The 20,168-nt window shown below is 72.9% G+C and carries 15 protein-coding genes and 1 pseudogene; 5 read left to right on the top strand and 11 right to left on the bottom strand.

The window, feature by feature from the left end; all coding sequences use genetic code 11:
• Positions 1-766, top strand: a pseudogene (locus MTQ10_RS13820) (transporter); the annotation flags it as partial.
• A 405-nt stretch (positions 767-1,171) separates the two neighbouring features.
• Here the strand turns inward: MTQ10_RS13820 and MTQ10_RS13815 are convergent.
• Complete coding sequence (locus MTQ10_RS13815; protein ID WP_247466909.1) at positions 1,172-2,188, bottom strand: alpha/beta fold hydrolase; 1,017 nt, start codon at positions 2,186-2,188, stop codon at positions 1,172-1,174.
• A 555-nt stretch (positions 2,189-2,743) separates the two neighbouring features.
• Positions 2,744-3,436 (bottom strand): metal-dependent transcriptional regulator, encoded by a 693-nt coding sequence (locus tag MTQ10_RS13810; protein WP_247466906.1) that lies wholly within the window; start codon positions 3,434-3,436, stop codon positions 2,744-2,746.
• A 225-nt stretch (positions 3,437-3,661) separates the two neighbouring features.
• Between MTQ10_RS13810 and MTQ10_RS13805 the strand changes: the two genes are divergently transcribed.
• The 3 genes from MTQ10_RS13805 to MTQ10_RS13795 all read left to right on the top strand — a co-directional run bounded on the left by MTQ10_RS13805 (position 3,662) and on the right by MTQ10_RS13795 (position 6,981).
• Positions 3,662-4,414, top strand: coding sequence for an SIS domain-containing protein (locus tag MTQ10_RS13805; RefSeq protein ID WP_247466902.1), 753 nt, complete (start codon positions 3,662-3,664; stop codon positions 4,412-4,414).
• Positions 4,415-4,482: 68 nt separating this feature from the next.
• A complete protein-coding gene (locus MTQ10_RS13800) occupies positions 4,483-5,319 on the top strand; it encodes a GNAT family N-acetyltransferase (RefSeq protein ID WP_247466899.1) in 837 nt (278 codons plus the stop codon).
• A 225-nt stretch (positions 5,320-5,544) separates the two neighbouring features.
• Positions 5,545-6,981 (top strand): PAS domain-containing protein, encoded by a 1,437-nt coding sequence (locus tag MTQ10_RS13795; RefSeq protein ID WP_247466896.1) that lies wholly within the window; start codon positions 5,545-5,547, stop codon positions 6,979-6,981.
• A 753-nt stretch (positions 6,982-7,734) separates the two neighbouring features.
• Here MTQ10_RS13795 and MTQ10_RS13790 read toward each other — a convergent pair.
• On the bottom strand, positions 7,735-8,838 hold the full coding sequence (locus MTQ10_RS13790) for a citrate synthase 2 (protein ID WP_247466893.1): 1,104 nt from the start codon (positions 8,836-8,838) through the stop codon (positions 7,735-7,737).
• Between the two features lie 239 nt (positions 8,839-9,077).
• Between MTQ10_RS13790 and pdxH the strand changes: the two genes are divergently transcribed.
• A complete protein-coding gene (gene pdxH, locus MTQ10_RS13785) occupies positions 9,078-9,770 on the top strand; it encodes a pyridoxamine 5'-phosphate oxidase (RefSeq protein WP_374117606.1) in 693 nt (230 codons plus the stop codon).
• A gap of 60 nt (positions 9,771-9,830) precedes the next feature.
• Here the strand turns inward: pdxH and MTQ10_RS13780 are convergent, their stop codons facing one another.
• The 8 genes from MTQ10_RS13780 to MTQ10_RS13745 all read right to left on the bottom strand — a co-directional run bounded on the left by MTQ10_RS13780 (position 9,831) and on the right by MTQ10_RS13745 (position 20,127).
• A complete protein-coding gene (locus tag MTQ10_RS13780; RefSeq protein ID WP_247466890.1) occupies positions 9,831-10,514 on the bottom strand; it encodes a hypothetical protein in 684 nt (227 codons plus the stop codon).
• A gap of 67 nt (positions 10,515-10,581) precedes the next feature.
• Complete coding sequence (locus tag MTQ10_RS13775) at positions 10,582-11,178, bottom strand: TetR/AcrR family transcriptional regulator (protein ID WP_247466911.1); 597 nt, start codon at positions 11,176-11,178, stop codon at positions 10,582-10,584.
• 61 nt (positions 11,179-11,239) lie between these two features.
• A complete protein-coding gene (locus MTQ10_RS13770; RefSeq protein WP_247466886.1) occupies positions 11,240-11,974 on the bottom strand; it encodes an enoyl-CoA hydratase family protein in 735 nt (244 codons plus the stop codon).
• Positions 11,971-13,542, bottom strand: coding sequence for a 4-coumarate--CoA ligase family protein (locus MTQ10_RS13765; protein WP_247466884.1), 1,572 nt, complete (start codon positions 13,540-13,542; stop codon positions 11,971-11,973). Before MTQ10_RS13765 ends, MTQ10_RS13770 begins: the two co-directional genes overlap by 4 nt.
• Before the next feature lie 62 nt (positions 13,543-13,604).
• Positions 13,605-14,735, bottom strand: coding sequence for an acyl-CoA dehydrogenase family protein (locus MTQ10_RS13760; RefSeq protein WP_247466882.1), 1,131 nt, complete (start codon positions 14,733-14,735; stop codon positions 13,605-13,607).
• A gap of 45 nt (positions 14,736-14,780) precedes the next feature.
• Positions 14,781-16,823, bottom strand: a complete 2,043-nt coding sequence (locus MTQ10_RS13755) for an acetyl/propionyl/methylcrotonyl-CoA carboxylase subunit alpha (protein ID WP_247466879.1) — start codon at positions 16,821-16,823, stop codon at positions 14,781-14,783.
• Positions 16,824-16,834: 11 nt separating this feature from the next.
• Entirely contained in the window at positions 16,835-18,433 is a 1,599-nt protein-coding gene (locus MTQ10_RS13750; protein WP_247466876.1) for an acyl-CoA carboxylase subunit beta, read from the bottom strand.
• A complete protein-coding gene (locus tag MTQ10_RS13745; RefSeq protein WP_247466873.1) occupies positions 18,430-20,127 on the bottom strand; it encodes an acyclic terpene utilization AtuA family protein in 1,698 nt (565 codons plus the stop codon). The genes MTQ10_RS13750 and MTQ10_RS13745 overlap by 4 nt, the downstream gene beginning before the upstream one ends.
• Positions 20,128-20,168: the final 41 nt, after the last annotated feature.

Genomic DNA, 20,168 nt, shown 5'->3' with positions numbered 1-20,168 from the left:
GGGGCGGGACGGTGCGCGGGGCTGGGAGCGGCTGCTGCCGGCCGGGCGGACCGGCACGGTGATGGGGCGCACCCTGCGCTACATCTGGCGGGACCCGAAGACGAAGGCGGCGTGGGTGACGTCGCTCGCGATCGGGCTGATCGTCCCGGTGTTCAACGCGGTGCAGGGCACCGGGTCGGTGTACTTCGCGTGTTTCGCCGCGGGCATGCTCGGCATGCAGATGTACAACCAGTTCGGGCAGGACACCTCGGCGTTCTGGATGGTCGCAATGACGATCTCCGGTCCGCGGGACGCCTTTGTGGAGCTTCGGGGGCGGGCGCTGGCGCTGCTGGTGGTGACACTGCCGTACACCACGCTGGTCACGGTGGTGACGACGGCGCTGATCGGCAGCTGGGGGCGGTTGCCCGAGGTGCTGGGGCTGTCGTTCGCGCTGCTCGGCGCGATGCTGGGGACGGGCGCGTGGTCGTCGGCGCGGTTCCCGTACTCCATCCCGCAGGAGGGCCACAAGAACGTGGTGCCGGGGCAGGTGGGGCTGGCCTGGATGTCGATCTTCGGGGGGATGGTCGCGGCGGCACTGCTGTGCGCCCCGGTGATCGCCCTCACGATCTGGCTGCACATCGGCCCCGGCGCCGACGCCTACGGCTGGCTGCTCCTGCCGACGGGCCTGCTCTACGGCACCGCGATCGCGCTGCTCGGCCTGCACCTGTCGGCCCCGCGCACGTCCTCCCACCTCCCGGAAATCCTCACAGCGGTCAGCAAGGGCTGACCGCGCCCACCCACAACGAAGCCCACCCCCGACGGCCCCCGAAGCCTCGCATCGCAGGGCGGAACGAAACCCAAAGGGGCGCGGGGAACTGCGTGACCAGCCCCGACGGACCGGCACGAACCGACAAGGGAACCCGCGTGCCCCGAAGCCCCCCAGCCCCTCCGCCCCAGGGCACGGGCAACGCCGGAAAGGGGCGCGGGGAACTGCGCGCCCGACCGCGACGGACCTGCCCCCACCCGACAACGGCCCCCGAGGGGCGCGGGGAACTGCGTGACCAGCCCCGACGGACCGGCACATGCCGGCACCGGAATTCACCCACCCGAAAGGGTCACGCCCGGACCTCACCGAGGCAGGGCGGCATGCCCAACCCCCCGAAAGAGGGGCGGGGGGAACTGCGCGAAAGCCTCACGCAGTGAGCACCGCGTCGAGGAACGGCTCGACCGCCTCCCGCCACCCCTCGGGCTGGTCGTAGTGGACGAGGTGCCCCGCGTCGGCGACCTCGGCGTACTGCCCGCGCGGCAGCACCCGCACCATCTCCTGCGCCTCCGCCCGCCCCAGCTCCCCGTCCAGCCCGCGCACGACGAGCGTGGGGCACCGCACCTGCGCCAGTTCCTCCCAGTGCGCGTCGTACACCCACGTCTCGCGGGAGCGGAGCATCTGCTCGGGGTCGAAGACGGGCCGCCAGCCGTCGGGGGATTCCTGCATGACCTCGGCGTAGTAGGCGCCGCGGGCCGGGTTGGGGCGTTCCACCCACGGGTCGTCCTCGCCGAACCATTTGCGCACGTCGGCGAGGGTGGCGAAGGGCACTGGCCAGGACTTGAACCAGTCGGCCCATTCGCGCTGCGAGGCGGCGCCGAGCGCGGAGGCCCGCATGTCGCAGATGACGAGGCCGCTGACGAGGTCGGGGCGTTTCGCGGCGAGCTGCCAGGCGGTGAGGGCGCCCATGGCGTGGCCGACGATCACGGCGGGGGCGAGGCCGAGCTGTTCGAGGGCGGCCTCGGCGTCGTCGACGTAGGCCTCACGGGTGAAGGCGGCCTGCGGGGGCTTCTCGCTCTGGCCGTGGCCGCGCTGGTCGAGGGCTACGGCGCGGTGCCGTTCGGAGAGCCATCGGGCGGTGGACGCCCAGTGGGATGCGCGGCCCATCAGGCCGTGGAGTAACAGGACGCCGGCCGACCGGGTGGGTCCGTCACCGGGGCGGCCGGCCGCGTCGCCGGCGAGCCCCGTGGCACCGCCCGTACGCCCGCTGCCCGTCCGCCCGCCCGCACCGCCCGGCGCGCGAGGCCCGCCATGATGTCCCGGGTGGTCCCCCGGGCCGCTCTGCGCGGGCAGGAGGATGCCCGGCGCGTCCTTGGGCGGGTCGCCGAATTCCCAGGCCGCGAGGCGTACTCCGCCCGCTCCGGTCACCTCGATGCGCCGCGTCATGCTCCTGGTACCCCCCAAGCTCCGCGTTGCCGCCTGTCGTCGTACCGCTGTGCTCTGCTGTCGGAGTGTGTCCGGGGCGCCGCGCCGTCGCGTCGCCGTGTGCGTCGTCGGGCTCCGCTTGTCGTCGTTCCACGGGCTGTGTCGTGCTGTGCACCATGTGTAGCGCACGTTCCGCGTGGTCCGTCACCCGCAGACTATCGAATACCCATTCGAAAAACGCTGTCTCGCCGCGCAACACCCCTCGTTCGAGTGACCGCGCTCAAGGAATGATCGCCGCCGCCGAGGGGAGATCTTCAACGGGGGGCGGACCGCTCGGGGAAATCGGTCCGAGGGGCACGACCCTGAGAGCTCGGGGCTCCGGGTCGTGGCAGGGGAGGACAGGCCCCGGCGCCGCACGGCGCCGGGGCCCTCCGTCTCACTGCCTGCCTGCGGCACACCGTCCCGCCCCTCCGGCGAACGCCTCACGCACCCCGGGTCCACTGCCTCACGCGACAGCCTCGCACGCGCGGGGGCACCGGCGCGGCGGTTCAGCGGACCGCGCGTCCCGCCCGCAGGTCAGCGCTTGGCGACGAACACATGCGAGGCGACGTCCGCGGCCAGCTCCGCCGCCTCGCCGCCGCTGCCGACGAGCACCCCGCCCGCCGACTCGGTCACGCTCACCACCGAGCCGGGCTGCACGCCCGCCCGACGCAGCGTGTACATCAGCTGCGCGTCCGTCTGGATCGGCTCGCCGATACGGCGCACCACGACGGTCTTGCCCTCGCTGCCCGGGTCCAGCTCCGCCAGCGACACCATGCCCTCGTCCAGGAACGGGTCGGCGCCGTCCTTCTCGCCCAGCTCCTCCAGGCCCGGGATCGGGTTGCCGTACGGCGACTCCGTCGGGTGCCGCAGCAGCTCCAGCACGCGGCGCTCCACCGCCTCGCTCATCACGTGCTCCCAGCGGCAGGCCTCCGCGTGCACCTGCTCCCACTCCAGGCCGATCACATCGACGAGCAGACACTCGGCCAGACGGTGCTTGCGCATCACGCGCGTGGCGAGCCGGCGGCCCTCGTCGGTCAGCTCCAGATGCCGGTCACTGGCCACGGACACCAGGCCGTCCCGCTCCATCCGGGCGACCGTCTGGCTGACCGTCGGCCCGCTCTGGTCGAGCCGCTCGGCGATCCGGGCGCGCATGGGGACCACACCTTCCTCCTCAAGCTCGAGGATGGTGCGGAGATACATCTCCGTGGTGTCGATCAGTCCGGACATACGTGCCCCTCGAATAGAGATGTGCCGAAGGCCCGAGGCCGCTCGGCGCGTGCGCTGGCCCTGACGTCAATTCTGCCGGATACCACTGACAACCGTGCCTCGCCGGAGAAACCCGAGGCCGTGGCGGACGCCGTACCGAGGCTGGTGCGGCCGTATTGACACCGCAGTGGTCCAGACCGCACGGTGATCCGCGACACCGACCGCACTGTGCGAAGGAGCCCGCGGATGAGCGACCGGCCGGCCGACCAGTTCTTCGACGCCGCGATCGGCCTCCTCCAGCGCGTGCGGGACGAGGAGAGCAGCGCGATCGAGGAGGCCGGGACGCTGCTCGCCGACACCGTCGCGGCCGGCGGACGCCTGTTCGCGTTCGGCGCCGGGCACTCCTCGCTCGCCGCGCAGGACGTCGTCTACCGCGCCGGCGGCCTCGCCGTGATGAACCTGCTCGCCGTACCCGGCGTCGTCGGCGTCGACGTGATGCCGGCCACGCTCGGCTCCGCCCTGGAACGCGTCGACGGGCTCGCCGCCGCCGTCCTGGACAGCTCGCCGCTGCGCGCCGGTGACGTGCTGATCATCGTCTCCCTGTCGGGCCGCAACGCGCTTCCCGTGGAGATGGCGATGAACGCCCGCGCCCTCGGCGTACGGGTCATCGGCGTGACGTCCGTGGCGTACGCGGCAGAGACCAAGTCCCGGCACTCCTCCGGCACCTTCCTCAAGGACCACTGCGACCTCGTCCTCGACTCGAAGATCGCGGTCGGGGACGCGGAACTCACCCTCGACACCGTGCCCGCCCCGTTCGCACCGGCCTCCACCGTCGTCACCACCGCCCTCCTCCAGGCGGTCGTCGCCACCGCCGCCGCCGCGCTCGCCGACCGCGGCATCGAACCCCCGCTGCTGCGCTCCGGCAACGTCGACGGCGGCCACGACTGGAACGCGCGCGTGCTGGTGCAGTACCGGGACCGGATCTTCTACCGCAGCTGACCCCGCGGGCACGCCGACGTCGACAAGTCGTTGGACCCTCGCCGCGGCCCGGCCGTAGCGTGCGGCGCATGACGGATCACAAGCGGCGGGCGATCATCGGCGGTTCGGCGTTCGAGGAGGAGATCGGGTACGCGCGTGCCGTGGTCGACGGGGACCGCGTGCACGTCTCCGGCACGACCGGCTTCGACTACGCGTCCATGACCATCTCCGACGACGTCGTCGAACAGGCCGAGCAGTGTCTGCGCAACATCGGCGCGGCCCTCACGGAGGCCGGGTGCACCTTCGAGGACGTCGTACGGGTGCGGTACCTGCTGCCCGCACGGGAGGACTTCGAGCCCTGCCGGCCCGTGCTGCGCAAGACGTTCGGACAGGTGCGGCCCGCGGCGACCATGATGGTGTGCGGGCTGTCCGACCCCCGGATGCGGATCGAGATCGAGGTGGACGCGCGGCGCGGCCCGGTCGGTGACCGGCTGCGGATCGAGCAGGTCTCGGGGACAGCCATGCTGGAGCAGTGGCGGTACGTCCACAACGTGATCGTGCCGCCCGCGGCGATGTCCCCGGCCGACGCCGAGGAGCGCCTGACCCGCAACCGGCTGGACAACGCCTATCTCGGCGACACCCTCGTCGGCTGCTCCACGGTCCGTCCGCCTTCCGGGGACGGCGGCACGGCCACGGTCATCGCGCGCGTGCTGCCCGCCTTCCGCGGCCGGGGCATCGGCACCGCCCTGTACGAGAACGCCCTCACGCACGCGCGCGTGCTGGGCGCCGAGGCGGTCGAGACGTGCGTGCTCGCCGCCAACGCGGACGGGCTGCGGTTCGCCGAGGCGCACGGCTTCACCGAGATCGAGCGGTATGTGCTGGACGGGGAGAGCGACGAGTGGGTGGACCTGCGGCTGGCTCCGTGAGGCCGACGACCGGCCGGGACCGGGGTTCCTGTCCCCGCCCGGACGGTTCGCGCCGAGTTCGCGCTGACGCGGCGTACAGCCCTGGCGAACGGCCTGTCGTCGCCGTACAACGATTCTCGCAATCTTGCGGGAACCATGTGTGGGCTGGGTCACGTTCCAGTTCAATGAGGGCAAGTGAGCGAACCGACGCGCCGTAACTGCGGACGCAGCCTGCAGGGGGTTCAGGTGAGTGCTTCCCGGCGTAGTGGGACGACCGACGAGCTGGGGCCGGACGAGCCCGAGCCGCCGGAGAGGGACGGGGCGGATCTGCTCGCCGCGCTCCTGGACGGCATGGACGCGGCCCTGTGCGCCTTCGACGCCGACGGCGTCGTCACCCACTGGAACCGCGAGGCGGAACGCATCCTCGGCTGGAGCGCCACCGAGGCCGTGGGCCGGCAGGGCCTGGCCGGCTGGGCGGTGCGCAGCGCCGACGCCGAGGAGGTCGAGGCGCGGCTGATGTCGGCGATGAGCGCGCCCGGCCGCCAGGTGCACGAGTTCGCGCTGCTGACCAAGGACGGCGGGCGGGTGCTCGTGCGCACCCAGTCCGCGGCGGTGCGCGGCCCGGACGGGAAGCCGGCGGGGGTGTACTGCGCGTTCAGCGAGGTGCACGCGCAGATCGACCTGGAGCGGTCCATCGCCCTGAGCGAGGCGCTGTTCGAGGACGCGAGCTGGGGTGTCGTCCTGGTCGACGCGGATCTGCGGCCCGCCGTCGTCAACGCGCACGCGGCGCGCCTGCTGGGCACCGGCCGTACGACCGTGCTGGGCCGTCCGCTCGGGGAGCTGCTGTCGCAGGGCGTGGAGGAGCTGGAGAGCGCCCTGACACATGTGCTGGCCGAGGGCGCGCCGCCCGCGCCCGCCGAGGTGTGGGTGGCGGTGCGCACACCGGAGGGCGAGCGCCGGCGGTGCTGGCGCAGCGCGTTCCTGCGGCTGTCGTCGCCGCTCGCCGAGGAGCCGGTGCCGCTCGGGGTGGGCTGGATGTTCCAGGACATCACCGAGACCAAGCAGACCGAGCAGGAGGCGTCGCTGCTGCGGTTCCGCACCAACCAGACGCACCGGGCGGCGCGGGCCGCCGCCGAGTGCGAGGACCCGGTGGAGGCGGCCGGTGTCCATCTGGACTTCGCGCTCGCCGGGTTCGCCGACCACGCGGTGATCGACCGGGTGGTGGGCGCCGGGCGGGCCGCCGACTCCGACGAGGCGGGCCCGGTGCGGCTGGTCCGGCTCGCCGCGACGCCGTCCGGCAGACCGGGCCCGAGCCTGCTGGACGGCGGCGCGGGACTGCCGGTGCGGTACGGCGAGGGGCATCCGGCGTTGCAGTGCGTGCAGCGGGCCGGGTCGGTGCGGTCCTCCGCGGGCTCGGTGCCGGAGCAGGAGGCGCGGGAGTGGGCGCTGGCCCGGCAGTGGCCGGAGGACACCCGGTACGCGCTGTGCACGGTGCTGCGCAGCCGGGGGCGGACGCTCGGTGTCGTGACGTTTCTGCGGGGCAGCGGGCGGGCCGGGTTCGAGCGGTCCGACACGCTGTACGCCGAGGACGTGGCGGCGCGGATCGCGCTGACGCTGGACCTGGCGGAGGCGACGGGCGGCGCGGGGGCTACGGGCGCGCCGGAGGCCTCGGGCGAGGGATGACGCCCGGCCGCGGAGGCGGGGGCTACGGGCGTGCAGGAGACCTCGGGCGAAGGGCGACGGCCCGGGGGCGAAAGACGGGAACGCCCGGCGCGCAGGAGGCCTCCGGCGACGCGCCACGGCCCGGCAGCGAGAGACGGGAACGCCCGGCGCGCAGGAGGCCTCCGGCGACGCGCCACGGCCCGGCAGCGAGAGACGGGAACGCCCGGCGCGCAGGAGGCCTCCGGCGAAGGGCCACGGCCCGGGGCGAGAGGCGGGGAACGCCGGGCGGGGCGGTCACGGTAGGGCCCTCATCAGCGGCTTTTCGGGTACGCCGTTCGCATCGTGAAAAAGCGGTTGAATCGCGGCGGACTGCTTCCTAGGGTTGCTGCTACTTCGGAAAGGAGGTGGTTCGGCAGATGTATGCATACCGGACGGAAGAGGTGACTGCGGGCTAGCGGCCCGCCGTCGTACTCGGTTCGGCGCCGGACCAGCGCGTGAGCGATGCGCGCAGCCGGCCAATTCCACGCAGTCACCCGACCCGCGAGTCGCCGGTACGTCCGGCCGGCTCCTCCCCAGGTCTCCTGGGAAGGACCAGACTCGCGGGTCGTCTGCGTTTTCGGGTCGCCGTCCGCGTCCTCGGGTCGCCGTCCGCGTCCTCGGGTCGTCCGTGCTCGCGGGCCGCCTGCGCCGAGAGCACGGACGCCACCGGAATCGGGCCGCCTCGCCGGGAGCGTCAGACGCCGCTCCTGCGGGCCGCCTCGCCGGGAGAGAGCCTCACACGCCGCTGATGTCGTCGTAGCCGTCGATCTCGCGCGGGCTGCGCGGGCCCGGCCCGACATAGCGGGCGGACGGGCGGACCAGGCGCCCGGTGCGCTTCTGCTCCAGGATGTGCGCCGACCAGCCGGCCGTACGGGCGCAGGTGAACATGGACGTGAACATGTGCGCCGGGACCTCGGCGAAGTCGAGGACGATCGCCGCCCAGAACTCCACGTTGGTGGCGAGGACCCGGTCGGGGCGTCGGTTGTGCAGCTCCTCCAGCGCGGCCTTCTCCAGCGCCTCGGCGACCTCGTAGCGGGGCGCGCCCAGCTCACGGGCGGTGCGGCGCAGGACGCGGGCACGGGGGTCCTCGGCGCGGTAGACGCGGTGCCCGAAGCCCATCAGGCGCTCGCCTCGGTCGAGAGCGTTCTTGACGTACGCGACCGCGTCGCCGGTGCGCTCGATCTCCTCGATCATGCCGAGGACGCGGGAGGGCGCGCCGCCGTGCAGCGGGCCGGACATGGCGCCGACGGCACCGGAGAGCGCGGCGGCCACATCGGCGCCGGTGGAGGCGATGACGCGGGCGGTGAACGTGGAGGCGTTCATGCCGTGCTCGGCCGCGGAGGTCCAGTAGGCGTCGACGGCCTTCACATGGCGCGGGTCGGGCTCGCCCCGCCAGCGGATCATGAACCGTTCGACGACGGAGCTCGCCTTGTCGATCTCCCGCTGCGGCACCATGGGCAGGCCCTGACCGCGGGCGGACTGGGCGACGTACGACAGGGCCATGACGGCGGCGCGCGCGAGGTCCGCGCGGGCCTGCTCGGCGTCGATGTCGAGGAGGGGTTTCAGACCCCATACGGGGGCGAGCATGGCGAGCGCGGACTGGACGTCGACGCGGATGTCACCGGAGTGCACCGGGATGGGGAACGGCTCGGCGGGCGGCAGACCGGGGTTGAACGCGCCGTCGACGAGCAGGCCCCACACGTTGCCGAAGGAGACGTGGCCGACCAGATCCTCGATGTCGACGCCGCGGTACCGCAGTGCGCCGCCTTCCTTGTCGGGTTCGGCGATTTCCGTCTCGAACGCGACGACTCCCTCGAGTCCGGGTACGAAGTCGGACATCAGGCGGCTCCTCGTGATGTGTGGTCGCAGCGGCCGGGGACGGCTCCGCATGGGTGGGTCGGCCCTGTCGTGCCCGGTCGGGCGGGGGATCACCCCGTCGGGGCGCACAAGGGCGCATCAGCACCATATCCCCGGGTGTCATCCTTGGGGAGCGTTCGCGGCACTCAGTGCCACCTTCGGGGGGTTCGCGTTGCGGAACGCCTGCCCGTACGACCGGGCGGATACGGCAAGATGACGGCGTGACCGACCGAGACGCCGCCCCCGTCGCCCCCGCCGACTCCCTCGCTCCCGACCCCGCGTCGATGCGCATGCAGTACCGGGCGGAGGGACTCGCCGAGTCGGAGCTGGCGCCCACGCCGGTGGAGCAGTTCCGGCGCTGGTTCAAGGACGCCGCGACAGAGGCCCACCTGTTCGAACCCAACGCGATGATCGTGTCCACGGCGGACGCCGAGGGCCGTCCCAGCTCTCGTACGGTGCTGCTGAAGCAGTTCGACGAGCAGGGCTTCGTCTTCTACACCAACTACGACTCCCGCAAGGCCCGTGACCTGGCGGTGAACCCGTATGTGTCGCTGCTGTTCCCGTGGCATCCGATGGCCCGGCAGGTCATCGTGCAGGGCGTGGCGCGGCGGACCGGGCGGGACGAGACCGCCGCCTACTTCCGTACCCGCCCGCACGGCTCGCAGCTCGGGGCGTGGGCGAGCGCGCAGTCGTCGGTGGTGCCGTCGCGGGCCGAGCTGGACGCTGCGTACGCGGAGCTGGAGGCCCGCTATCCGGAGGGCGAGCAGGTGCCGGTGCCGCCGCACTGGGGCGGTTTCCGGGTGGCGCCGCAGTCCGTGGAGTTCTGGCAGGGCCGCGAGAACCGGCTGCACGACCGGCTGCGCTATGTGGCGGAGCAGGACGGCACCTGGCGGGTGGAGCGGCTCAGCCCGTGAACCGGCGCGGCGGCCGGCGGTGTGCCCGGCCGTCCCGTCTGCCGCGCCGCTCTGCGGGCTTCACAGCTTGCCCCAGTGGTACGCGGTGCGGTGGCCGTCGAGGAGGTCGGCGACGCGGGCACGGAACTCCTCCGACAGGGGTGGCCAGTTCCAGAACTCGAAGCCGAGGTACCCGAACGAGAACCAGCCGTCACCCCACCGCCAGTCGGTGAGGGCGACCGGGGCCGCGCAGACGGGGCAGTCGATGTGCGCGGCGGCGCCCGTCTCGTACCAGGTGGTGATCGCTTCTCCGAACTTCGGCCAGATCTCCTCGCCGGGCGGGGCGCCGTGACCGCCGACGGGTGGGAGGCCGTCCTCGTCGGCGGGTGAGGCCCCGTCTCCGGGGGGCGGGGTGCCGTCCTCACCCACGGGGCCCTCCTCCGGGCCGCCGAAGTCCAGGCCGGTGGTGGTGCCGCAGCGCGGGCAGATCACCGATCCGGGGCCGCCCTGGCCGTCGTGGAAGACCGTCCGCTCGGTGTGCACCTCCAGCCCGTCGTACGGCTGGTGGTCCGCGTTCTCCTCGCCCGTCGCCTTGATCCAGTGGGGTCCGGGCTCGTGCCCGAGGCCGTCCCCCAGCAGGCACCGCGTGGGTGCGGCGAGGACGATGCCCTCGGCGGCCAGCCATCCCACGACACGCTCCGCGAGCCGCGCCGCGTCCTGCGGGCCGGCGTCGAGGTCGACGATCGTCTGGAAGAAGTCACCCATGCGGCGAACCGTACGGCCCGCCACTGACATCGCCCGCGTGACATCGCCCGCCACGGCGGCCGGCTGCTCAGCCGAGGGCGTCGTCGAGGAGGTCCGCCCACTGGGCGACGACGCGTTCGCGGCGGGCGGTGTCGTCGGTGAGGAGGTTGGCCAGGCCCAGGCCGCGGGCCATGTCGAGGAGGCCCTGCACGGTCTCGCGGACGCCGGGGCGGGACTCGTCGGCGCCGAGCAGATCGACGGCTATGCGGTGGGTCTCGCGGCCCACCTTGGCCTCCAGTTCGGTGACGCGCGGGCCGAGCTGCTCCTCGTGGGAGGCGGCCACCCACAGGTGGAGGGCGGCGCGGAAGAGGGGGCCGGTGTAGAGGTCGACGAGGGCGCCGATGACGGCGCGGCGTTCGGCGCCCTGCGCACCCTCGGGGAAGAGGGCGCGCAGGGCGAGGGAGCGTTCCTCGGCGACGTACTCGACGGCCGCGGTGAACAGGTCCTCGCGGGTGGGGAAGTGGTGCTGGGCGGCGCCGCGGGAGACGCCGGCGCGTTCGGCGACGACGGCGACGGTGGAGCCGGCCCAGCCGTGTTCGGCGAGGCAGGCCACGGCGGCCTCCAGCAGCCGCTGCCGGGTGGCTCGGCTGCGGTCCTGCTTGGGGAGACGCTCCGCCGTCGTCATGTCCATACCGATCTCACCGCTGGTGTCGCTGTTGGTGGCGCGGGGGGTGCCGGCGCCGGTGTCATACGACCCATACCGGGTCCCGGCGTTCGAGGAAGGCCGTCATCCCCTCGCGGGCCTGCGGGGTGGCGAACAGCCGGGCCGAGAGCGCGGTCAGGTCGGCCGCGTCCCGGTCGAACGCTTCCAGCACCCTAGCCGTGAGCAGCGATTTCGTCTCGGCCAGGCCCTGGGGTGCGGACCGGCGTATGCCGTCGAGGACGGGTGCGAGGACGGCGTCGACGTCGTCGCCTTCGGCGGTGAGCAGGCCGGCGCGGACGGCTTCGGGGGCGGTGAAGCGTTCCCCGGTGAGGTACCAGCGGGCGAGAGCGCGAGGGTCGGTGCGCGGCAGCACCGTCAGGGAGATCACCGCGGGCGCGACACCGATACGGACCTCGGTGAACGCGAAGGTGGACTCACGGGAGGCGGCGGCGATGTCGCAGGCGGCGAGCAGTCCGAGCCCTCCGGCACGGACGTGCCCGGTGACGCGGGCGACGACGGGTTTGCGCAGTTCGACGATCTGCCGCAGCAGGGCGACGAGGGCGTCCGGCGCGGGCGGGTCGCGCAGGTCGGCGCCCGCGCAGAACGTGTTGCCGGTGTGGGTGAGGACGACGGCGCGGACGTCGGGGTCCTTGCCGCAGTCGGTGAGCGCGTCGGCCAGTTCCCCGACGAAGGCGGCGGACAGGGCGTTGCGGGTGGCCGGGGAGTCGAGGGCGAGGGTCTCCACTCCACGGTCGCGGCTGCGGGCGACGACGGTCATACGGTGCCCTCCCTGAGCTGCCGGCGCAGGATCTTGCCGGAGGCGGCGCGGGGCACGGCGTCGACGAAGGTGACCTTGCGGACCCGTTTGTACGGGGCGACGCGTTCGGCGACGTGCATCAGGACGTCCGTTTCGGTGAGGTCGGGTGCGGTGGGCTGGCGGACGACGAAGGCGTGCGGGATCTCCGTGCCGTCGTCGTCGTACTCCCCGATGACGGCGGCGTCGGCGATGCCGGGGTGGGTGAGCAGCAGCGCCTCCAGTTCCGCGGGCGCCACCTGGAAGCCCTTGTACTTGATGAGTTCCTTCACCCGGTCGACGACGAACAGCCACCCGTCCTCGTCGACATGGCCGACGTCGCCTGTGTGCAGCCAGCCGTCGTCGTCGATCATGGCGGCGGTGGCGTCGGGACGGCCCAGGTAGCCCTTCATCACCTGGGGGCCGCGGATGAGGATCTCCCCGGACTCGCCGGGGCCGAGGTCCTTGCCGGGGTCGTCGAGGGAGACGATGCGCATCTCGGTGCCGGCGATGAGCTTGCCGACGGTGCCGGGCGGCGCCTCGTGCATGGCGTCCAGGGGGACGACGTGGGTGCCGGGGGACAGTTCGGTCATGCCGTAGGCCTGGCCGACGGGAGGCAGGCCCAGCCTGCGGGAGCAGGCGGCGGCGAGGCGGGCGTCGAGCGGGGCGGCGGCGCTGATGATGTACCGCAGGGACGACAGGTCGTACTGCTCGACCAGTGGGTGCTTGGCGAGGGCGAGGACAATCGGCGGCGCCACGTACAGGCCGGTGATGCGGTGGTTCTGGATGGCGGCGAGGAACGTCTCCAGTTCGAAGCGGGGCAGGACGACGACGGTGGCGCCCTTGCGCAGCGGCGCGTTCATCAGCGCGGTCAGGCCGTAGATGTGGAAGAACGGCAGCACGGCGAGGATCCGCTCGCCGGGTTCCGCGGTGACCGCCAGGTCGAGCTGGGCGAGGTTGGTGGCGATCTGCCGGTGGGTGAGCATGACGCCCTTGGGGGTACCGGTCGTGCCGGACGAGTACGGCAGCGCGGCGACGTCCTCGACGGGGTCGATGGCGATGTCCGGTTCGGGTGCGGTGGTGGCGAGCAGGTCGATGAGGGAGCGGTGGCCGGGCGCGCTGTCGCAGACGAAGATCTCCTGGATGCCGCCGGCGAGTCCGGCGGCCCGGCGGGCGCTGTCGAGCAGCGGGGACACGGTGACGATCCACCGGGCCGAGGAGTCCTTCAGCTGTTTCGCGAACTCCTCCGGCGTGGCGAGCGGGTGCACGGTGGTGACGGAGGCGCCCGCGCGGGTGGCTGCGTAGAACGCGGTGGGGAAGGCGATCGTGTTGGGGCTGTGCAGGGCGAGCACATCGCCCTTGCGGACGCCGGTCTCGGCGAGCGCGGCGGCGAGGCGCCGGTGGAAGCGGTCCACCTGCTCGTAGGTGAGGGTGGTGCCGTCGGTGCCGTCGATCAGGGCGGGCGCGTCCCCGAAGTCGGCGGCACTGCCCAGGACCGCCTCGTGGATGGGGAGTTCGACGGGCGGGACGTCTGCGTACTGGCTGCGGAACACGGTTCCTCCTCGCACGACGGTGTGCCGGACGGTGCGGTGCTGCCGGGCCGGGCGGTGCCGGGTCAGTACGACTTGGGCAGGCCCAGGGTCTGATGGGAGACGTAGTTGAGAATCATCTCCCGGCTCACCGGGGCTATACGTGCCACACGGGACGCCGTGATCAATCGGGCGATCCCGAATTCCCGGGTGAGGCCGTTCCCGCCGAGGGTGTGCACCGCCTGGTCGACGGCCTTCACGCAGGCCTCCCCGGCCGCGTACTTCGCCATGTTGGCGGCCTCGCCCGCGCCGACATCGTCGCCCGCGTCGTACAGCCGGGCGGCCTTCTGCATCATCAGCCGGGCCAGTTCGAGGTCGATGTGCGCCTGCGCGAGGGGGTGGGCGATGGCCTGGTGGGCGCCGATGGGGGCGCCCCACACGGAGCGTTCACGCGCGTATTCCACGGCGCGGCCGAGGGCGTGGCGGCCCATGCCGATCGCGAACGCGGCCGTCATGATCCGTTCGGGGTTGAGCCCGGCGAACAGTTGCAGCAGGCCGGCGTCCTCGTCGCCCACGAGCGCGTCCGCGGGCAGCCGGACATCGTCGAGGACCAGCTCGAACTGTTTCTCCTCCGCGCTCAGCTCCATGTCGATCTTCCGCCGGGAGAAACCCTCGGCGTCGCGCGGCACGATGAACAGGCACGGCTTGAGCCGGCCGGTGCGGGCGTCCTCGGTGCGGCCCACGATGAGCGTGGCATCGGCGATGTCCACCCCGGAGACGAACACCTTGCGGCCGGTGAGCAGCCAGTCCGTGCCGTCCCTGCGGGCGGTGGTGGTGATGCGGTGGCTGTTGGAGCCGGCGTCGGGCTCGGTGATGCCGAACGCCATCAGACGGCTGCCGTCGGCGAGCGCGGGCAGCCACTCACGTTTCTGCTGCTCCGTGCCGAAACGGGAGATGACGGTGCCGCAGATCGCCGGGGACACGATCATCATCAGCAGCGGGTTGCCCGCGGCGCCCATCTCCTCGCAGACGAGAGCGAGTTCGCTGATGCCGCCGCCTCCTCCGCCGTACTCCTCGGGGAGGTTGACGCCGATGTAGCCGAGTTTCGCCGCGTCCTGCCACATGCGGCGGTTGTCGACGCCGTCATGGGTCTTCGCGAACGACGCGACGGCCTTGCGGAGTGCCTGGTGCTCTTCGGGTTCGACGAGAGTGGTCACGTAAGTCCTCCGGGCTGCGGATAGGGGGCGGCCGGGCGGGCGGTGTCACCCGCCCGCGGACGGGTCGGACGCGGACGGGTCGGCCGGCGAGAAGCCGGACACCGGCCCGCCGGACGCCGAGGAGTCGGACGTCGAGGAGTCGGCCCCCGACGGATCGGACGCCGACGGTTCGTCCCCCGACGGCTCGGACACCGAGGGTCCGGACGCCGAGGGTCCGGCTGCCGGGGAACCGGCCGCCGGCGATTCCTGCACCACCGCGAGAAGCGTGCCGACCGTGACCTGCCGGCCGGGGGTCACCGGCAGCTCGGTCAGCACTCCCGCCACGGGGGCCGAAATGACGTGCTGCATCTTCATCGCTTCGAGCCACACGATCGGTTCACCGGCCCGCACACGCGCCCCGGGGACCAGCCCGTCGGCGACCCGGACGACGGTCCCCGGCATCGGCGCGAGCAGCGAACCGGGGGCGTGCTGGACGACGGCCTCGGGGAACCGGGGCAGCAACGTGAGCCGGTCCCCGTTCACGTACACGTCGGTGCCGTGCCGCGCGACCTCGTAGCGGCGGCGTACCCCGTCGACCTCGAGGACGACCAGATCCGCCCCGGCACGCACCACACGCACCCCGGCCGGGTCGACGGCGTCGAAGCCGTGCCGCGTGTGCCGGTAGCGGACCTCGTGCTCCTCCCCCGCCATCGCGTACCGCTTGACCTGCGGCTGCGACGGCACATTGCGCCAGCCGCCGAACCGTGACCGGCCGTGCGCGTCGGCCAGCGCGGCGGCCAGCGGCGCGTACGGGTCCGGCGCGGGCACGGTCAGCCCGTCCAGATGACGGTCGTAGAAGCCGGTGTCCATACGGGCGGAGATGAACTCCTCGTGCCGCAGCGACCGCACCAGCAGCTCCCGGTTGGTGACCGGCCCGTACACGACGGCGCGTTCCAGGGCGCCCGCCAGCTTGCGCAGCGCCTCGGCGCGCGAGGGGGCGTGCGCGACGACTTTCGCGAGCATCGGGTCGTAGTGCACGCCGATCGTGTCGCCGTCGCCGTACCCGGTGTCCAGCCGTACCCCGCCGGGCACGGCGAGCCGGTGCAGGGTGCCGGTCTGCGGGGCCCAGCCGCTCGCCGGGTCCTCCGCGTACAGGCGGGCCTCCACCGCGTGCCCTTGCGGCCGGGGCGGATCACCGGCCAGCGGCCGGCCCTCGGCTATCCGGATCTGCTCGGCGACCAGGTCCAGGCCGAACACCTCCTCGGTGACGGGGTGCTCGACCTGGAGGCGGGTGTTCATCTCCAGGAAGTGGGCGCGCCCGTCGGCGACGAGGAACTCGACGGTGCCCGCGCCCACGTACGACACGGCGCGCGCGGCGCGCACGGCCAGCGCGTGCAGCTCGCGCTCCAGCGCGGCGGGCAGGCCGGGCGCGGGAGCCTCCTCGATCACCTTCTGGTGGCGGCGCTGCAACGAGCAGTCGCGGGTGCCGAGCGCCCACACCGTGCCGTGCGCGTCGGCGAGGATCTGCACCTCCACGTGCCGTGCGCGCTCCACGTACGGCTCGACGAACACCTCCCCGTCGCCGAACGCGCTCTCCGCCTCCGCGCGCGCCCCCTCCAGCGCGGCGTCCAGCTCCTCCAGGCGGCGCACGATCCGCATACCGCGCCCGCCGCCGCCCGCAGCCGCCTTCACCAGCACCGGCAGATCGGCCTCGGTGACGTCCTTCAGCGGCTCGATTCCGAGGAGTTCCTTCGCACGTGTCTTCGACGCCATCGCCTCGATCGCCTGCGGCGGCGGCCCGATCCACACCAGACCCGCGTCCGTCACGGCACGCGCGAAGTCCGCGTTCTCCGACAGGAAGCCGTAGCCGGGGTGGACGGCGTCCGCGCCGGCCGCGAGCGCCGCCTTCACGACGAGATCACCGCGCAGATACGTCTCCGCGGGCGCCGCGCCCGGCAGCCGTACCGCCGCATCGGCCACGCGCGTGTGCAGCGCGTCCTCGTCGGGGTCGGAGTGCACGGCGACCGTGCGGATGCCCAGCTCGCGGCAGGTGCGGAAGATCCGGCAGGCGATCTCGCCCCGGTTGGCGACGAGCACAGAAGTGATCACGGGTGGGTTCCTCACATCCGGAAGACGCCGAAGCCGCCGCGCGCGCCCTCGTAGGGCGCGGTGTGGATCGCGGACAGACACAGGCCGAGGACGGTGCGGGTGTCGCGCGGGTCGATGACGCCGTCGTCGTAGAGCCGCCCGGACAGGAACTTCGGCAGCGACTCCGACTCGATCTGCTGCTCCACCATGGCGCGCAGCGCCGCGTCCGCCTCGTCGTCGTACGGCTGCCCCTTCGCGGCGGCCGACTGGCGGGCGACGATCGACAGCACGCCCGCGAGCTGCTGCGGGCCCATCACCGCCGACTTGGCGCTGGGCCACGCGAACAGGAACCGCGGATCGTAGGCGCGACCGCACATGCCGTAGTGGCCGGCCCCGTACGACGCGCCCATCAGGACGGACAGGTGCGGCACCCGCGAGTTGGACACCGCGTTGATCATCATCGCGCCGTGCTTGATGATGCCGCCCTGCTCGTACTCCCGGCCCACCATGTAGCCGGTGGTGTTGTGCAGGAACAGCAGCGGGATGTCCCGCTGGTCGGCGAGCTGGATGAACTGGGCGGCCTTCTGCGACTCCTCGCTGAACAGCACGCCCTGCGCGTTGGCGAGGACACCGACCGGGTAGCCGTGCAGGGCGGCCCAGCCGGTGGCCAGGCTCGTGCCGTACAGCGGTTTGAACTCGTCGAAGTCCGAGCCGTCGACGACCCGGGCGATCACCTCGCGCGGATCGAACGGCGTCTTCAGATCGCCGGGGACGATGCCGAGGAGTTCCTCCTCGTCGTACTTGGGCGGCTCCACGGGACCCGGGTCCGGGTACGCCTTGCGGTGGTTGAGGCGGGCGACCACGCGGCGTGCCTGCCGCAGCGCGTCCGGCTCGTCCACGGCGAAATAGTCGGCGAGGCCCGACACACGCGCGTGCATGTCCGCACCGCCCAGCGACTCGTCGTCGCTCTCCTCACCGGTGGCCATCTTCACCAGCGGCGGCCCGCCGAGGAACACCTTCGCGCGCTCCTTCACCATGATCACGTGATCGGACATGCCGGGCACATACGCGCCGCCCGCGGTGGAGTTGCCGAACACGACCGCGATCGTGGGGATGCCCGCCGCGGACAGCCGCGTCAGATCACGGAAGATCGCCCCGCCGGGGATGAAGATCTCCTTCTGGGACGGCAGATCGGCGCCGCCGGACTCGACGAGGCTGATCAGCGGCAGCCGGTTGGCCAGCGCGATCTCATGGGCGCGCAGCGCCTTCTTCAACGACCAGGGGTTGCTGGCGCCGCCCCGCACCGTCGGGTCGTTGGCGGTGATCAGGCATTCCACGCCCTCGACGACACCGATGCCGGTGACGAGGGACGCGCCGACCGGGTACTCACTGCCCCACGCGGCGAGCGGGGACAGCTCCAGGAACGGCGTGTCGGGGTCGAGAAGCAGTTCGATACGTTCGCGGGCGAGGAGCTTGCCGCGCTTGCGGTGCCGTTCGACGTACTTCTCGCCGCCGCCCGCGAGCGCCTTGGCATGCTCGGCGGCCAGATCGTCCAGCTTCGCGAGCATCGCCTCACGGTTGGCGCGGTACTCCGCCGAGCCCGTGTCCAGCGCCGTCCGCAGAACCGTCACAGCAGTACCTCCGGGATGTCCAGATGGCGGGCGCGCAGCCATTCGCCGAGCGCCTTGGCCTGCGGGTCGAACCGGTGCTGGGAGGCGACACCGCTGCCGAGGACGCCTTCGACGACGAAGTTCAGGGCCCGCAGATTCGGCAGGACATGCCGGGTGACGGGCAGATCCCGGGCCTCGGGGATCAACTGCCGGAACCTTTCGACGGTGAGTTCGTGCGCCAGCCACCGCCAGCCGTCCTCGGACCGCGCCCACACCCCCACGTTGGCGTCACCGCCCTTGTCGCCGCTGCGGGCCCCGGCGACCAGCCCGAGGGGCGCCCGCCGGACCCGCCCCGCCGGCAGCGGGGCGGGCAGCTCCGGTTCCGGCAGGGCGGTCAAGGGGCGTGCGGCGGAAGGCGGGGGTACGGCGACCCGGCTGCCGTCGGGCAGCACGGCCGTGTGCTCCACGGCCCCCTGCGGCACGTACGCCGCCTCGAACACCCCGTACGGCGCCCCCTTCCCGGGCGGGGCGAGCACATGGAAGCCCGGGTAGCTGGCCAGCGCCAGCTCGATCGCGGCCCCGCTCAACGCCCGCCCCACGGCCCGCTGATCGGGGTCGCGCACGACGAGCCGCAGCAGCGCGCTCGCCTCCTCCTCGCTGCCGGCGTCCGCCCGGTCGGTGCGCGCGAGCGTCCAGCGGGCCTCCGCGACCTTGCCGAGGACCGGCTCCATCTGCGCCCGCACCAGCTCGGCCTTCGCCTCGATGTCGAGACCGGTCAGCACGAAGACGACCTCGTTGCGGAACCCGCCGAGCCGGTTCACCCCGACCTTCAGCTCCGGCGGCGGCGCCTCACCGCGCACCCCGTCGACACGGACCCGGTCCGGCCCGTCCTGCGTGAGCCGTACGGTGTCCAGCCGGGCGGTGACGTCCGGTCCCGCGTACCGGGCGCCGCCCGTCTCGTACAACAGCTGCGCGGTGACCGTGCCGGTGTCGACGAAACCGCCGGTGCCGGGGTGTTTGCCGATGACGCTGCTGCCGTCGGCGCGGATCTCGGCGAGGGGGAAACCGGGGTGGCGGACGTCGCCCTCGCGGAAGAAGGCGTAGTTCCCGCCGGTGGCCTGCGTGCCGCACTCCAGCACATGCCCGGCGACGACCGCACCCGCGAGCCGGTCGTACTCCGTCGGCCCCCACCCGAAGTGCGCGGCGGCCGGCCCGGTGACCAGCGCGGCATCGGTGACCCGCCCGGTGACGACGATGTCCGCGCCCGCGCGCAGACACGCTGCGATCCCGAAACCGCCGAGGTAGGCATGCGCGGCAAGGGCACCCGGGTGTACGGCGGTGAGGTCGTCGCCCTCGACGTGCGCCACCCGCACCGGCACCCCGAGCCGCTCCGCCAGTCCCCGTATCGCCTCGGCCAGCCCCGCCGGGTTCAGCCCGCCCGCGTTGGTGACGATCCGCACGCCACGCGCGTGTGCCAGGCCGAGACAGTCCTCCAGCTGCCGCAGGAACGTCCGCGCATACCCGGCCGACGGGTCCTTCAGCCGGTCCCTGCCCAGGATCAGCATCGTCAGCTCGGCGAGATAGTCGCCGGTGAGGACGTCCAGGTCACCACCGGTCAGCATCTCGCGCAGGGCGTCGAAACGGTCGCCGTAGAAGCCGGAGAAGTTGCCTATGCGGAGGGAGCCGGGGGTTTCGGCGGGGACGGGGGCCGTCATGGCGCGTCGCGCTTCAGGGGCTTCGGCGGTGGGGGCAGAGG

Source organism: Streptomyces sp. XM83C (assembly GCF_023072675.1).
Lineage (GTDB): Bacteria > Actinomycetota > Actinomycetes > Streptomycetales > Streptomycetaceae > Streptomyces > Streptomyces thermocoprophilus.
The sequence above is the reverse complement of the archived record's forward strand: the minus strand, read 5'-3'. Positions and strand labels throughout refer to the sequence as shown.

Bases quoted from the DNA above. Each gene is read 5' to 3' on its own strand.
- MTQ10_RS13815 (WP_247466909.1), bottom strand. From the start codon at position 2,188: ATGACGCGGCGCATCGAGGTGACCGGAGCGGGCGGAGTACGCCTCGCG.
- MTQ10_RS13810 (WP_247466906.1), bottom strand. From the start codon at position 3,436: ATGTCCGGACTGATCGACACCACGGAGATGTATCTCCGCACCATCCTC.
- MTQ10_RS13805 (WP_247466902.1), top strand. From the start codon at position 3,662: ATGAGCGACCGGCCGGCCGACCAGTTCTTCGACGCCGCGATCGGCCTC.
- MTQ10_RS13800 (WP_247466899.1), top strand. From the start codon at position 4,483: ATGACGGATCACAAGCGGCGGGCGATCATCGGCGGTTCGGCGTTCGAG.
- MTQ10_RS13790 (WP_247466893.1), bottom strand. From the start codon at position 8,838: ATGTCCGACTTCGTACCCGGACTCGAGGGAGTCGTCGCGTTCGAGACG.
- MTQ10_RS13780 (WP_247466890.1), bottom strand. From the start codon at position 10,514: ATGGGTGACTTCTTCCAGACGATCGTCGACCTCGACGCCGGCCCGCAG.
- MTQ10_RS13775 (WP_247466911.1), bottom strand. From the start codon at position 11,178: ATGACGACGGCGGAGCGTCTCCCCAAGCAGGACCGCAGCCGAGCCACC.
- MTQ10_RS13770 (WP_247466886.1), bottom strand. From the start codon at position 11,974: ATGACCGTCGTCGCCCGCAGCCGCGACCGTGGAGTGGAGACCCTCGCC.
- MTQ10_RS13745 (WP_247466873.1), bottom strand. From the start codon at position 20,127: ATGACGGCCCCCGTCCCCGCCGAAACCCCCGGCTCCCTCCGCATAGGC.